This window comes from Mesorhizobium terrae (assembly GCF_008727715.1).
GTDB classification, from domain to species: Bacteria; Pseudomonadota; Alphaproteobacteria; order Rhizobiales; family Rhizobiaceae; genus Mesorhizobium; species Mesorhizobium terrae.
In genome coordinates this window covers 512,649-526,599 of record NZ_CP044218.1, presented here as the reverse complement: position 1 = coordinate 526,599, position 13,951 = coordinate 512,649, and the positions used below count along the sequence as shown (strand labels likewise).

Below are 13,951 nucleotides of genomic sequence, written 5' to 3'. Positions count from 1 at the left end.
CTTCCAGCCCAACCTCAATAATTCTCTGACGCCATGGCGTCGGGCGAAGGCAATGAAACCATGCCGCACGCGGAAAGCTACGATTACGTTATCGTTGGGGCCGGATCGGCCGGTTGCGTGCTCGCCGACCGGTTGAGCACCGACCCGCGATGTTCGGTGTTGCTGCTCGAGGCCGGCGGCTGGGATCGCGACCCGATGATCCACATCCCGCTTGGATGGGGCAAGATCTTGACCGAGCGCCGCCATGACTGGATGTATTTCTGCGAACCGGAGGACAATGTCGGCGGACGCAGGGTTGAGTGCGCGCGCGGCAAGGTCATTGGCGGGTCGTCGTCGACCAACGCCATGGCCTATGTGCGTGGCAATAGAGGCGACTACGACCGATGGGCTTCTAGCGGGCTCAGCGACTGGTCATACGATAAAGTCCTGCCATATTTCCGGAAGCAGGAACGTTGGGAAGGTGGCGAGGACCGCTTTCGTGGTGGCTCAGGCCCGCTCAACACCCAGTTCTGCCGCTACAAGGACACGCTGATCGACGCCTTTGCGCAAGCCAGTGTGCAGGCAGGCTATGCCCAGACCGACGACTACAATGGCGAGCGGCAGGAAGGTTTCGGCCGCCTCCAGATGACCATCTCGAAAGGTCGACGCAGCTCGACTGCTTCCGCCTATCTGAGGCCGGCCATGAAGCGGCCGAATCTGACCGTGCTGACCGGAGCGATGGCGACGAAGATCGTCCTCGAAGGCACGCGTGCCGCCGGGGTGACGATCAATCATCAGGGCCGCGAACGGACGGTCGTCGCCCGCAGGGAAGTCCTGCTCTCGGGCGGCGTGATCAACACGCCGCAACTGTTGATGCTGTCTGGCATCGGGGCACCGGACGAGCTGGCGGCGCATGGTATCCAGACACGGGTCAATCTGCCGGCAGTCGGCAAGAACCTGCAGGATCACGTCTCGGTCATTCTGATGTACCGGCGCAAGACACCGGGTCCGTTCCTGCGCAACATGCGCGCGGACCGGATCGGGCTGGATTTCGCCAAGACCTATCTCACCGGCCAAGGCTTTTCGGCAGATGTGCCCGGCGGGGTCGTTGCATTCCTGAAAAGCGGTCCCGAGCGGCCGCTGCCGGACGTCCAACTGCTGTTCACGGCGGCTCCGCTCGCCGCTTGGCCGTATTTCAAGCCGTTCAAAGCGCCGTTCGCCGATGGTTTCGCGACGCGGATCGTGGCGACGCAGCCAGAGAGCCGGGGGACGGTGAAGCTGGCCTCGGCCGACCCTTCCGCCGCGCCGCTGATCCACCAGAACTTCCTCGCCTCGCCGAAGGACTGGCAATCGCTGCGCGCCGGCTTCCGGGTGGCAAGGGACCTTGCGGCCCAGCCCTCCATGCAGCCCTTCATCGAGGCGGAGTTCTTCCCCGGTCCCAAGTGCCAGAGCGACGACGAGATCGACGAGCACATCCGCAAGACCTCCATCACCGTGCATCATCCGGCCGGCACTTGCCGGATGGGCGCCGACGCAGCCTCGGTGGTCGACCCCGAACTGCGTCTTCGCGGCGTCAGCGGCCTTCGCGTGGTGGACGCCTCCGTCATGCCCGACCTGGTCTGCGGAAACATCAATGCGGCGGTCATCATGATTGCCGAGAAAGCCGCGGACCTCATCGCGGCATCAAAAGCAACAACGGAAAGCAGGGCAGCGTGATGATCCAGCGTATCGCCATCATCGGTCTGGGTACTATGGGACCAGGCATGGCCGCCCGGCTCGCCAGAGGCGACCTTCAGGTGACCGCCTATGATGTGGCCCCGGCAGCGATCGAGCGCGCACGCGCCATGCTGGGCACTGCGGAGGGCGTTCTCGACGCCCTGGGCATCGCGCCGCCGCCGGCAGGCGTTGGAACGGTTCGGTTCACCGACGATCTCGGCGAGGCAGTCTCAGGCGCCGACCTTATCATCGAAAACGTTCCCGAAAACATTGTGGTCAAGGCCGATGTCTATCGCGCCATCGACGGCCTGATCGCATCGGACACGATCGTTGCATCGGACACCTCGGGCATTCCGATCACCCAACTACAGGCGCATATCTCGCATCCAGAGCGCATGGTGGGGATGCATTGGTCGAACCCGCCGCACATCATCCCGATGATCGAGGTCATCGCCGGCGAGAAGACGGCGCCGCAGACCGTGGCGACGATCCGCGACCTGATCCGCTCGATCGGCCTGCTGCCGGTGGTGGTGAAGAAAGACGTTCCGGGCTTCGTCGAGAACCGCGTACTCTACGCGCTGTTGCGCGAGGCGGTCGACCTCGTCGAACGCGGCGTCATCGAACCGGAAGATCTCGACACCTGCGTCTCCTGGGGCATCGGCTACAAGATCGCCGTCGTCGGTCCGATGGCGCTGCTCGATATGGCGGGGCTGGATATCTACAAATCCGTCTCGTCCTTCCTGAACGCCGACCTTTCCAATCGCGACGACGTGGCGCCGATGGTGCTGGAGAAAACCGGCGCTTCGAAGCTCGGCATCAAGTCGGGCGAAGGCATGTTCTCCTACACGCCAGAGCAGACAAAGGCCCTGCAAGCCGACCGGGCGCGCAAGCTCGTCGCGGTGCGGCGCATCCTGGAAGGCCGGGAGTAGCCGATGGCTCACAACACGCAGCAGGGAACAGGCAGGATCGGGGATCACGCGGCGGCGCGAGGAGGTACAAGCCATGCGCATTGACACGATCCGGGCCGCCGGCGACAGGCCGGCTCACTTCCGCCATGACGACCTTATCGCCGTCAAGGGCGTGTCCGTGGTCTACGCCCGGCAGCTGGTGCTCCAGAACATCGATCTTTCGGTGCCGAAGGGATCGTTCGTCTCGCTGATCGGCCCTTCCGGTTGCGGCAAGAGCACCTTGCTCAAGGTGCTGGCCGGGCTGGTGGAGCCGACAAGCGGTAGCGTTTCGATCGCCGGGCTTTCGCCGGTCGAGGCGGCGCGCAAGCGCATGATCGGCGTTGTCTTCCAGGACGCCAACCTGTTGCCGTGGAAGAACGCCGTCGACAATGCGTCCATGCTGCTCGGCATCGCCGACAAATCGCTTTCGCGCGCCGAGCTTCGGGCACGCGGCCAGGAGATGCTGGAACTGGTGGGGCTTGGCGATTCCGCCCACAAGCGTCCGAACGAATTGTCGGGTGGCATGCGGCAGCGGGTGGCCATCGCTCGGGCCCTGGCGCTCGACCCAGCCGTGCTTTTGATGGACGAGCCCTTCGGCGCGCTCGACGCCATCACCCGCGACTCGATGGGCCAGTCGCTGCTGGAGATCTGGCAGCGCACCGGCAAGACGATCGTGCTCGTGACCCATTCGATCGACGAGGCCATTCACCTCTCGCGCCATGTGCACGCCCTGGGCATCAAGCCCGGTCGGATCACCGGCAGCATCGATATCGGCCTGCCCTATCCGCGCGACCTGGCGGTAACGGAAGACCCGGAATTCGTCAGGTTGGTGGTCCAGCTTCGCACGATGCTGCGCGCCAGCCATCAACCGGGAGACGCGTCGTGAGCGAGCAACCCATCAGCAGTGTTTCCGAGCCTCGGCTGACCTCCAGTTTCGCCGCCGCGACAAGCAGCTGGCTGCCGTCGGTCATTCTGCTGTTAGTCACGATCGTGGCCTGGGAAGCCGCGGTGCGGATCTTTGCCATATCGACCTTCATCATTCCGGCCCCATCGCAGATCGCACAATCGCTGGTCGCGCAATGGGGAACGCTGATGCAGGCCACGCTGGTGACGGCGGCCGAGATCCTGCTCGGCTTTGTTGTCTCGGTCGTCGTCGGCGTTGCCATTGCGCTCGTCATCGTGCGTTTCGACTGGCTCGGCCGGGCGCTCTATCCCCTGGTGGTGCTGTTCCAGAACGTGCCCAAGGTGGCGCTGGCACCGATCTTCATTCTGTGGTTCGGCTATGGGCTCGCACCCAAGATCGGCCTGATCCTGGTCATCGCCTTCTTCCCGGTGACGTTGTCGATGCTGGCGGGCTTGCAGTCGGTGGACCGCTCGCTGCTGTCGTTGATGAATTCGGTTGGCGCTAGCCGCACGCAGATCCTGTTCAAGATCCGGGTTCCACACTCGCTGCCGAACCTGATGGCGGGAACCAAGATCGCGGCCACGCTGAGCGTCATCGGCGCCATCGTCGGTGAATTCGCCGGCGCCTCGGATGGGCTGGGCTACGTCATCCAGTTCGCCTCGACCCAGCTCGACACCCCATTGGTCTTCGCGGCGCTGCTGCTCGTCTCCGTGCTCGGCATCGCCTTCTATTACGCGGCCGAGATTCTCGAACGCATCGTGGTGCCATGGGCACCCAAATTCAGCCACGCCTAGGTTTCTGGGCAGTCAAAGTCAGGGAAGGATCGAACAATGCTAAGACGCTCTTTTATCAAAGCAGCCACGCTTGTGGCGTTTGCCGGTGCGCTTGGCTTCTCCGGCGCGGCGCAGGCGGCGGACAAGGTCAATGTCCAGCTCGACTGGGTGGTGCGCGGCAACCACGCCATGTTCTTCGTGGGCAAGGAAAAAGGCTTCTTCGCCAAGAACGACATCGACCTGGCCGATATCCGCAAGGGTTCTGGTTCGCCAGACGCCATGCGGCTGGTCGGCAATGAGAACGCGGATTTCGGCTTCGGCGATCTTCCCACGCTCACCGTCGCCCGGTCGCAGAATGTCCCGGTCGTGGCGGTGGCAGCCGTCAACCAGCATTCGCCGCTGGCGATCATCTCGCTCGCCAAGACGGTGAAGCTCACCAAGCCGGCCGATCTCAAGGGCCTCACCATCGGCATTCATCCAGCCGGGTCGACCTACATCTTCTTCAAGGGCTTTCTGGCCGCCAACGGTCTGACCGAGAAGGACATGACGCTGAACAGCGTGTCGCCGCCCTATGAAAGCTACCTGCTCCTGGGGCGGGTCCAGACTGTGGTCGGCTATGTCGATGCGGAGGTTCCCGAACTGGAAGCCAAGGCAGGCGGTCCGGGTTCGCTCAGCATCATGATGGGCGCCGACCATGGCTGGAAGGCTTACGGCTCCGGCCTGTTCACCTCGGAGAAGATGATCAAGGACAAGCCCGATGTCGTGCGCCGCTTCGTCAAGGCCTACCGGGAAGCCTTCGACTATGTCGTTGCCCATCCGGAAGAGGCCGCCGAGATCACGGCCAAGGCGGCACCCGGCTACGCGGACAAGAAGGCCGTGCTGCTGGCACAGATCAACGCCGACATCGCCTCGACGTTCACCAGCCCCGAAACCAAGGAACACGGTCTCGGCTGGATGGCGAAGGCGCAATGGGAGGAAACCCTGAAGACGCTCACCGATCAGGGCGTGCTCAAGACAGCGCTGTCGGCGGACGATGTCTTCACCGACAAATTCCTGGCCAAGGAATAGGCGCGGTGCTCAAGGGGCGTGGATCGATGAGCGCCTACCGGCACGCCAGGCTGCCCTGCTCCATGCCGCAGGACACGGCGCGCATGCCCTTGGCTACATCAGTGCGGTCAAGCGCGATTTGCACGCGGGTCGCGTATGCGCGGCCCGACAGCCCACACCAGAGGCGCTCGACCGGCAGGTTTTCGCGCTTGTCATTGAGGATGGTGAAGGTGCCGGTCTTAGGATCGAACCAGAGTTCGACGTGGGCGCTCTTGCCCGGTTCGACCGTCGCGACCCCGCCCGAATACCAGTGGGCGAAGTCGGCATTGCAGGACAGGCCGTCCTTGCCGGAGTTCGAAATCGTTAACGGCACCATGTCGAGCCCATCGGTGCCGATGCGGACGATCACCTGGTGCAACTCAACCGCATTGGCGAGCGATGTAAACGCCAAAACCACCGGGAGGACATAACCGATTTTCACTTTGCCTGAGCTCCATACTTATTTGATCAGGCAGTCTATCTCGCAAACGCGCAATAACAATAAGAATAATGATCGAAAATCAACAAAAGAGGGTAACATGATAAAGCTCCTTAAAAGCAGTGTAAGTGCAATTATACTGAGCGGCGTCTTGCTCGGCGGCGCGTTCGCCGGAGAAGTCAAGTCGATCGCCATCCTGACGCCTGAAGAAGGCACGGACTATGGCTGGAACCAGCAAGGCATCGACGCTGCCAAGGCGGCCGGCAAGGCAGCCGGCATCGAAGTGGTCGTCGCCCAGGGCCTCGGCTATGGCGACGTTCGTCCGACGCTGCGGGAACTCGCTTCCGACGGCGCCAGCCTGCTGATCGCGCACGCCAGCGGCTACAACACCTCGGCGCCTGAAATCGCCAAGGAAACGAAGGTTCCGGTGGCGATCGTGGACACGCCGAACGGGTTGGAGAAAGGCCTCGTCGCCGACTACACGCTGAGCGGTCACGAAGGTGCCTATCTCGCCGGTCGTCTCGCCGCCAAGATGTCGCGCTCGAAGTCGGTCGGCATCGTGGTCTCCGGCGAACCTCCGTCATGGAACTCGCAGTCGGCGGCTTTCGCGCAGGGCGTGAAGGCGGAGAGCAAGGACGTCAAGATCACCTATGCGGTGATCGGGCCAGCCGCCTACAGCGATGCGGCAGGCGGCAAGCGCGTCGCCGAAAGCGTCATCGCCTCGGGCGCCGATATCATTTTCGGCCAGGGCAACGGTTCGAGTTTCGGCATGCTGCAGGCGGTCGAGACGACCAAGGCCGCGGATGGCGGCAAGGTCTATTTCATCGACGTCATCGGTGACAAGTCGCCGATCGACAAGGGCTTCCTGCTGTCGTCGGTGGTGTGGAACATCGAGCCGGTCTACGCCGCGATGATCGCCGATCTCAAGGCCGACACTTTCGGCACCAAGCATTACGGCATCGGCCTCAAGGACGATTCCGTGAAACTGCTGAAGACGGCCGCCATCCCGGACAAGGTCTGGTCCGAGATCCAGGCGGTGCGCGAGGACGTCATCTCCGGCAAGATCAAGGTCGAGCCGGTCTATGACGCGGCCGCCGTCAGGGCGTTGATGACAAGCGTCGCCAAGTAAGGCGATCAAAAGTCAGTTGCCGAAGGGGCGGTCGGGTCGCCCCTTCGGACGCTTCCCCTTTTTCAGTGCTGGGCTTTCATGAGCAATCCTTCTTCATCGCCCGTTGACAGGCGCGACATCGTCGCACTCGAAGGCGTGACCAAACGCTTTCCCGGCATCGTTGCCAATGACAGCATCGACCTGTCGATCCGGCCGGGCGAAGTGCATGTGCTACTCGGCGAGAACGGGGCGGGAAAATCCACCTTGATCGGCATGCTGTCCGGCCTGCAGCAGCCGGATGAAGGACGCATTCTGGTTGACGGCAAGCCGACGCCGATCACCTCGCCGCGCCGGGCACTGGCGCTCGGTATCGGAACGGTCTTCCAGCACATGATGCTGGTGCCGACGCTGACCGTGGCTGAAAACCTGTTGCTCGGCGGCCCCTGGTGGCAGCGCCCCAGGACCGAGGAGCTTGAGGCACGCGTCGCCGAGATCACCGAAAGCCTCGGCATCGTGGTGAAGTTGCATGCCAAGGTTTCGGAGCTTTCGCTCGGCGAGCAGCAGCAGGTCGAGATCCTGCGCGCCATGGTGCGCAACAGCCGGGTGCTGATCCTCGACGAATCCACCTCGATGCTGACGCCGAAGGGCATTGACGAACTTGGCGCGCTGATGCGCCGCCTCGTTGGGCAAGGTCTGGCGATCGTCTTCATCACCCACAAGCTCAAGGAAGCGGCCGCTTTCGGTGACCGCATCTCGGTGCTGAAGCTCGGCCGCAAGGTCGGTGAGATTCCACCCGAGCGTTTTCGCGCGCTCGGCGAACAGGAGATCATCTCCGAGATCGTGGAGTTGATGTTCGGCAAGCAAAAGGACGATCCGGAAGCGGCCGAGCTTCCCGTTCACGTCGTCCACGCCGAAGCCGCTCCACTGCTTCAGGTCACCGATCTGGAGGTAGCTTCCACCGACAACGCGCCCAGCCTGTCGTCGATCTCCTTCGACATTCGTCCGGGCGAGATACTTGGTATCGCCGGCATCGATGGCAACGGCCAGAAACAACTGGCGGAGGCATTGTCTGGCCAGCGCGCGGCGAACAGCGGTTCGGTACGGCTCGAGGGGATCGCGATCGAGGCGCTGAGCGTCGGCGAACGCAGCCAGCTCGGTCTTCGCTACCTGACGGACGATCGGCTGGGCGAAGGCACGGTCGGCACTTTCCCGGTCTCGATCAACTTCTTCCTCAAGCAGGTCGGCGCAGCGCCGTTCTGGCGCAACGGCGTCGAACAGCGCGCCGAGATCGACAGGCGCGCCGCTGAGCTCACGCGCGAATACGATGTGCGCACGCCAAGCCTGAAGACGCCCGTTGCGCGGCTCTCGGGAGGCAACATCCAGAAGGTACTTTTGGCCCGTGAACTGGCCGAAGGCGCGAAGGTGGTGATCTTCAATAAGCCCACCTACGGGCTCGACCTCGCCAACACGCTGGCATCGCGGCAACGCATCCGCGAGACCGCCGCGCGCGGTATCGCCGTGCTGCTGATCTCCACCGATCTCGAGGAGTTGCTCAGCATGTGCAACCGCATCGCCGTCATGGCCAACGGATCGCTGGTCGGCACGGTCGCGAATGCCGACGATGCCCGTACCAAGGTCGGCCGCCTGATGATCGGACTAGCCGCATGAGCATCGACACCGCCCCCACCGTCAGCGCCACCGCACTCGATGCCGCCAGCAGCGTCGCCACGCGCCGCGACATCCTGCGCAGGCTGGTCATGACACTTGGCCCGATCCTCGCCGCTCTCGTCATCGCCGGCTGCATCCTGCTTGCCGTCGGCGTCGATCCACTCGCCTATTATGGCTACGTGCTGGAGAAAGGGCTGTTCTCGCCGCTCGGCATCCAGCAAACGCTGACGCGCATGGCGCCGCTTCTGTTCCTTGCCGCCGGCCTGATCGTGGCTTTTCGCGCTGGCATGTGGAACCTCGGTGGCGACGGCCAGTTCCTGCTCGGCGCGGTCACGGCGGCGGCTTGTGCCCCCGTGTTCGTGCAGATCATGCCGGCCTGGCTGGCATTGTTCTGCGCATTCGTCGTCGCCACGGTTGCCGCCATGATCTGGTCGCTGGTGCCGGCGCTGCTGCGCGCCTATCAGGGCGTCAACGAGATCATCACCACGCTGATGATGACGTTCCTCGGCACCTCGCTCGCCAATGTGCTGGTCAAGCTGGTGTTCCGCGATCCCGGCACGACCGTGCCGCAGACTCGCACCTTGCCGGTGGAAGACAGGCTGCCGCGCCTGCTCGATACGACCGTCACCAGCGGACTGCTGTTCGGTCTGGCGGCGATCATCATCGTGCATCTTGTGATGACCAGGACGGCATTCGGACTGAAATTGAGGATCGTCGGAGCCAATCCGCGCGCGGCTATCCATGCCGGCTTGGCCGTGCCCGGCCTGACCATCGCCGTCTTCGCCATTTCAGCCGGGCTCGCGGGCCTTGCCGGCGCTGTCGACATCATCGGCGTGCAGGGCAATGTCCGCGCCGACTGGAACCCCGCCTATGGGCTGGCGGTCATCCCCGCCGTGTTCCTCGCCCGCATGAACGGCTTCGCCGCAATTGGCTTCGTGTTCCTGCTTTCGGTGCTGTCGATCGGCGGCGAGAGCGCGGCGCGGCGCCTTGGCGTGCCCAATCATTTCACGCTCGTGCTGGTCTCCATCGTGCTGATCGTGCTCGCACTCGCCGAATATGTCGACCACCGCTACAACCAGTCGAGAAAGGCCTGAAGCATGACCGGGCTCTTCAGCGAAGTCTTTCTCAGCGCGCTTCTGTTTGGCGCGATCACCGCGGCGATCCCGCTTTTGCTCGCCGGGCTTGGCGAGCAGATGTCGGAAAAGGCCGGCGTGCTCAACATCGGCATCGAAGGCATGATGCTGGCCGGCGCCTATCTCGGTTTCGTCGGCGCCTTCTATTCCGGTTCTTTGTGGCTGGGTTTCCTCACCGGCATCGCCGGCGGCGTTGCGGTGGCGTTGATCATGGCACTCCTGTGCGTGCGCATCGGACTGAACCAGATCGTCATCGGCATCGCGCTGACACTAGGCCTCGAAGGCCTGACGGCGCTTCTCCATCACTTCCAGTTCTCGCGCAGCTACCCGCGCCTGCCGGCGCCGAACGCCACCGTCATCCCGCTGCTGTCGGACATTCCGGTAATCGGGCCGGCCTTCTTCAAGCATCATCTGATCGTCTATCTGGCGGTCGCGCTGGTGTTCGGCATGGGCTACCTCTACCGGCGCACGCAGCTCGGCCTCAATTTGCAGGCCGCCGGCGACAAGCCGGCCGCGCTCGACGTCGCCGGCATCGATGTCATCCGAACCCGCACCATCGCCGTGCTGTCAACCGGCGCGTTGGCAGGGCTCGGCGGCGCCTATCTCGCCAATGTCGGGGCAGGTCTGTTCATTCCGTTCATCACCAACGGCGCCGGCTTCCTCGGCATCGTGCTGGCCATGCTTGCGCGTGGCCGGCCGATCTGGGTGCTGTTCGGCGCTCTTCTGTTCGGCGTCTGTTTGTCTTTGACCACCGCCATGCAGGTGGCGGGCATCAACATACCGACCGACATCATCCAGATGCTGCCGTTCCTGGCGGTGATGATCATGCTGGTGCTGTTCGGACGGCGGGCCAGCCTGCCGGCCGCGCTTGGTATTCCCTACGAGCGCGGCGCGCGCTGACAACAACGGATGCGCGGATGGGACCCGCGCCAAAACAGGAGGCAAGAATGTCGGATACCAAGGTTTACCTGCTCGACGGCGGCTCGCTCGTCCTCGACGGCTATCACGTGTTCTGGAATCGCGGCCCGGGCGGCGAAGTCCGCTTTCCGGTCTATTCTATCCTGATCGAGCATGCCGAGGGCCGTTTCCTCATCGACACCGGCTATGACTACGATCACGTCATGAAGGTGCTGCCCTTCGAGAAGCCGATCCAGGAAAAGCACCAGACCATTCCCGGCGCGCTGGCACTTCTCGGGCTTGAGCCGAAGGACATCGACGTCGTCGTCAACTCGCACTTCCACTTCGACCATTGCGGCGGCAACAAATATTTTCCGCATGCCAAGAAGATCTGCCACCGTTCGGAGGTGCCGCAGGCTTGCAATCCGCAGCCCTTCGAGCATCTCGGCTACTCGGATCTGAGCTTCTCGGCAGAGGCGGCAGAGGCGCGCGGCGCGACCTCGCAATTGCTGGAAGGCACGACGCGCGCCAACTCGACCTTCGAGGGCATCGACGGCGACATTGAGCTCGCCAAGGGTGTCAAGCTGATCTCGACGCCCGGCCATTCGATCGGCCACTACAGCCTGCTGGTCGAGTTCCCCAGGCGCAAGCCGATCATGTTCACGATTGACGCCGCCTATACGCAGAAGAGCCTCGAAACGCTCTGCCAGGCGGCCTTCCATATCGACCCGGTCGCGGGTGTCAATTCGATGCGCAAAGTGCAGAAGCTGGCCGAGGATCACGGCGCCGAGCTGATGTACTCGCACGACATGGACAACTTCAAAACCTACAAAACCGGCACGCAGTTCTACGGCTGACCGCCGCCATTCTGGAGACCAAGACCATGCGCTATTCCGATCATGCCGATCCGGTCATCACCCTGACCGCGGGGCCGGTGGACGCCTATGCACAAGTGCTGCGCGGCCTCGGCCGCACGGTGCTCTACGACTACGATCCGGCGTTCCAGCTCTTCTACGAGAAGGTCGTCGATAAGGCGCAGAAAGCGATGCGTCTGCCGAACAAGCCGGTCATCCTACACGGCGAGCCGGTTCTCGGCCTGGAAGCTGCTGCGGCATCGCTGATCACGCCCGACGACGTCGTGCTGAACCTCGCCTCGGGCGTTTACGGCAAGGGCTTCGGCTACTGGGCAAAACGCTATTCGCCCAACCTGCTCGAAATCGAAGTGCCCTACAACGAGGCGATCGACCCGCAGGCGGTCGCCGAAATGCTGAAGAAGCATCCCGAAATCACCATCGTTTCGATCTGCCATCACGATACGCCGTCGGGCACCATCAATCCGATCGATGCCATCGGCGCGCTGGTGTCGGCTCATGGCGGCTATCTGATCGTCGATGCCGTCTCGTCCTTCGGCGGCATGAAAACGCATCCGGAGGATTGCAACGCCGACATCTATGTCACCGGCCCCAACAAATGCCTGGGAGCCCCTCCCGGCTTGACCATAATGGGGGTGAGTGAGCGCGCCTGGGCCAAGATGAAGGCCAATGAGGCAGCACCGCGCGCATCGATGCTGAGCATCGTCGACTGGGAAAACGCCTGGTCGCGCGAAAGCCCGTTCCCGTTCACGCCATCGGTCTCGGAGATCAACGGGCTCGACGTGGCGCTCGACCTCTATCTCAGCGAAGGACCAGAAGCGGTGTGGGCGCGTCACGCGCTGACGGCAAAGGCCATGCGTGCCGGCGTCGCCGCCATGGGGCTGTCGATCTGGGCCGCCAACGAAAAGATCGCGTCGCCGACCACAACCGCCGTGCGTACGCCCGAAGGCGTCGACGAGAAGGCGCTGCGCCAGGCCGCGCGCGCCCGCTACGGCGTGGTGTTTTCGTCGGGGCGCGGCGAAACGCTGGGCAGGCTGACGCGCATCGGCCACATGGGCCCGACGGCGCAGCCGATCTATGCGATTGCCGCGCTGACGGCGCTGGGTGGCGCGATGAATGCTGCCGGCCAGAAGCTTGCCGTCGGCAAGGGCATCGACGCGGCGCTGGCCGTCATCGACGCCGACGCCTGAACACACCTCATCGGATTACGCATTAAGGGAGAGATTTCATGACTGAACGGCTTGCGGGAAAGACGGCGCTGGTGACGGGCGCCGCACAGGGCATTGGCAAGGCGATTGCGGCGCGGCTGGCGGCCGATGGCGCGACCGTCATCGTCAGCGACATCAACGCCGAAGGCGCTAAGGCCGCAGCCGCATCGATCGGCGGCAACGCGAAGGCTATTGCCGCCGACATTTCCGATCCGGCGTCGGTCAAGGCGCTGTTTGCCGAGATTCAGGCGCAATCCGGTGGCATCGACATCCTCGTCAACAACGCCAGCATCGTGCCGTTCATCGCCTGGGACGACGTCGACCTCGACCATTGGCGCAAGATCATCGACGTCAACCTGACCGGTACCTTCATCGTCTCGCGCGCGGCGACCGACCAGATGCGCGCGGCGAACAAGGTCGGACGCGTGATCAGCATCGCCTCCAACACCTTCTTCGCCGGCACGCCCAACATGGCGGCCTATGTCGCTGCCAAGGGCGGCGTCATCGGTTTCACCCGGGCGCTGGCAACGGAGCTCGGCAAATACAACATCACCGCCAATGCGGTGACGCCGGGCCTGATCGAGAGCGACGGCGTCAAGGCGAGCCCGCATAACGAGGCGTTCGGTTTTGTCGAAATGCTGCAGGCCATGAAAGGCAAGGGCCAGCCCGAGCACATCGCCGACGTCGTCTCATTCCTCGCCTCGGACGACGCGCGCTGGATCACCGGCCAGACGCTCAACGTCGATGCAGGCATGGTCCGACATTAGGTCCATTATCGCGGCGAGACAGGTGCGCGAGCGGCATGCAGGGCTTGGCCGAAGCGTTGCCGTCAGGATGTTCGTTCCATTGTCGCATCCGGATGCTCGCGTGCAGGCCGACTTCGGCGAGGCCCTGATGGTGGTCGGTGGCGTGGAGCGGAGGGCATTCTTCTTCGTGTTCGACCTGCTCCATAGTAACGCCCGCTGTATGTGGACCTATCCTGCGGCGGCATCGGGGGCTGGGTGGGCTAAGAGACCAACAAGCTGTTCGCGGTCCTCGTGCGTGCCGACAACCATACCGCGGAGATTTTGCCACAACGGAAATCAATCGCCGCAAGTGGAAGCATCGCCGACACCATGCACTACAACGACCGGGATGAGCCGCATGTCCTCGTCCTGAGGCGCGTGTTTCGCCGGCCATGGAGTATGGGTGCGAATATCCGATATCGGCTCTTGTTGCCTT

At 63.4% G+C, this 13,951-nt stretch carries 13 protein-coding genes; 12 read left to right on the top strand and 1 reads right to left on the bottom strand.

All coding sequences use genetic code 11. The annotated features are described in order from the left end of the window. The first annotated feature begins 60 nt into the window (after positions 1-60). The 5 genes from FZF13_RS03820 to FZF13_RS03800 all read left to right on the top strand — a co-directional run bounded on the left by FZF13_RS03820 (position 61) and on the right by FZF13_RS03800 (position 5,387). Positions 61-1,695 carry a GMC family oxidoreductase gene (locus FZF13_RS03820; RefSeq protein WP_024924972.1) on the top strand — a complete coding sequence of 545 codons (1,635 nt, stop codon included), beginning with the start codon at positions 61-63 and terminating at the stop codon, positions 1,693-1,695. Then, complete coding sequence (gene fhmpcd1 / locus FZF13_RS03815; RefSeq protein ID WP_024924971.1) at positions 1,695-2,624, top strand: 5-formyl-3-hydroxy-2-methylpyridine 4-carboxylate 5-dehydrogenase; 930 nt, start codon at positions 1,695-1,697, stop codon at positions 2,622-2,624. Before FZF13_RS03820 ends, fhmpcd1 begins: the two co-directional genes overlap by 1 nt. A gap of 73 nt (positions 2,625-2,697) precedes the next feature. Continuing rightward, positions 2,698-3,528, top strand: coding sequence for an ABC transporter ATP-binding protein (locus FZF13_RS03810; protein ID WP_024924970.1), 831 nt, complete (start codon positions 2,698-2,700; stop codon positions 3,526-3,528). After that, entirely contained in the window at positions 3,525-4,340 is an 816-nt protein-coding gene (locus FZF13_RS03805) for an ABC transporter permease (RefSeq protein ID WP_024924969.1), read from the top strand. Before FZF13_RS03810 ends, FZF13_RS03805 begins: the two co-directional genes overlap by 4 nt. A gap of 36 nt (positions 4,341-4,376) precedes the next feature. After that, positions 4,377-5,387, top strand: coding sequence for an ABC transporter substrate-binding protein (locus tag FZF13_RS03800; RefSeq protein ID WP_024924968.1), 1,011 nt, complete (start codon positions 4,377-4,379; stop codon positions 5,385-5,387). Positions 5,388-5,421: 34 nt separating this feature from the next. On the opposite strand, the gene FZF13_RS03795 is transcribed toward FZF13_RS03800, so the two are convergent. Next, positions 5,422-5,847 carry a hypothetical protein gene (locus FZF13_RS03795; protein ID WP_024924967.1) on the bottom strand — a complete coding sequence of 142 codons (426 nt, stop codon included), beginning with the start codon at positions 5,845-5,847 and terminating at the stop codon, positions 5,422-5,424. 97 nt (positions 5,848-5,944) lie between these two features. On the opposite strand from FZF13_RS03795, the gene FZF13_RS03790 reads away from it, so the two are divergent. The 7 genes from FZF13_RS03790 to pldH all read left to right on the top strand — a co-directional run bounded on the left by FZF13_RS03790 (position 5,945) and on the right by pldH (position 13,497). Continuing rightward, the gene (locus FZF13_RS03790; RefSeq protein WP_024924966.1) at positions 5,945-6,973 is read left to right on the top strand and encodes a putative B6 ABC transporter substrate-binding protein; all 1,029 of its coding nucleotides are present in this window, start codon (positions 5,945-5,947) and stop codon (positions 6,971-6,973) included. 78 nt (positions 6,974-7,051) lie between these two features. Then, positions 7,052-8,620, top strand: coding sequence for a putative B6 ABC transporter ATP-binding protein (locus tag FZF13_RS03785; RefSeq protein WP_024924965.1), 1,569 nt, complete (start codon positions 7,052-7,054; stop codon positions 8,618-8,620). Continuing rightward, complete coding sequence (locus tag FZF13_RS03780) at positions 8,617-9,714, top strand: putative B6 ABC transporter permease subunit 2 (protein WP_024924964.1); 1,098 nt, start codon at positions 8,617-8,619, stop codon at positions 9,712-9,714. Before FZF13_RS03785 ends, FZF13_RS03780 begins: the two co-directional genes overlap by 4 nt. Positions 9,715-9,717: 3 nt before the next feature. Continuing rightward, positions 9,718-10,653 carry a putative B6 ABC transporter permease subunit 1 gene (locus FZF13_RS03775; protein ID WP_024924963.1) on the top strand — a complete coding sequence of 312 codons (936 nt, stop codon included), beginning with the start codon at positions 9,718-9,720 and terminating at the stop codon, positions 10,651-10,653. A 47-nt stretch (positions 10,654-10,700) separates the two neighbouring features. After that, positions 10,701-11,507 carry a 4-pyridoxolactonase gene (pldA, locus tag FZF13_RS03770; RefSeq protein ID WP_024924962.1) on the top strand — a complete coding sequence of 269 codons (807 nt, stop codon included), beginning with the start codon at positions 10,701-10,703 and terminating at the stop codon, positions 11,505-11,507. 26 nt (positions 11,508-11,533) lie between these two features. After that, positions 11,534-12,712: a pyridoxamine--pyruvate transaminase gene (gene ppaT / locus FZF13_RS03765; protein ID WP_024924961.1), complete on the top strand. Its 1,179-nt coding sequence runs from the start codon at positions 11,534-11,536 to the stop codon at positions 12,710-12,712. Between the two features lie 38 nt (positions 12,713-12,750). After that, positions 12,751-13,497: a pyridoxal 4-dehydrogenase, SDR-type gene (gene pldH / locus FZF13_RS03760; protein ID WP_024924960.1), complete on the top strand. Its 747-nt coding sequence runs from the start codon at positions 12,751-12,753 to the stop codon at positions 13,495-13,497. Positions 13,498-13,951 lie beyond the last annotated feature (454 nt).

Coding starts and splice junctions, on each gene's coding strand:
- FZF13_RS03820 (WP_024924972.1), top strand. CDS start 61: ATGCCGCACGCGGAAAGCTACGATTACGTTATCGTTGGGGCCGGATCG.
- FZF13_RS03780 (WP_024924964.1), top strand. CDS start 8,617: ATGAGCATCGACACCGCCCCCACCGTCAGCGCCACCGCACTCGATGCC.
- FZF13_RS03800 (WP_024924968.1), top strand. CDS start 4,377: ATGCTAAGACGCTCTTTTATCAAAGCAGCCACGCTTGTGGCGTTTGCC.
- pldH (WP_024924960.1), top strand. CDS start 12,751: ATGACTGAACGGCTTGCGGGAAAGACGGCGCTGGTGACGGGCGCCGCA.
- FZF13_RS03775 (WP_024924963.1), top strand. CDS start 9,718: ATGACCGGGCTCTTCAGCGAAGTCTTTCTCAGCGCGCTTCTGTTTGGC.
- FZF13_RS03810 (WP_024924970.1), top strand. CDS start 2,698: ATGCGCATTGACACGATCCGGGCCGCCGGCGACAGGCCGGCTCACTTC.
- pldA (WP_024924962.1), top strand. CDS start 10,701: ATGTCGGATACCAAGGTTTACCTGCTCGACGGCGGCTCGCTCGTCCTC.
- ppaT (WP_024924961.1), top strand. CDS start 11,534: ATGCGCTATTCCGATCATGCCGATCCGGTCATCACCCTGACCGCGGGG.
- FZF13_RS03790 (WP_024924966.1), top strand. CDS start 5,945: ATGATAAAGCTCCTTAAAAGCAGTGTAAGTGCAATTATACTGAGCGGC.
- fhmpcd1 (WP_024924971.1), top strand. CDS start 1,695: ATGATCCAGCGTATCGCCATCATCGGTCTGGGTACTATGGGACCAGGC.
- FZF13_RS03785 (WP_024924965.1), top strand. CDS start 7,052: ATGAGCAATCCTTCTTCATCGCCCGTTGACAGGCGCGACATCGTCGCA.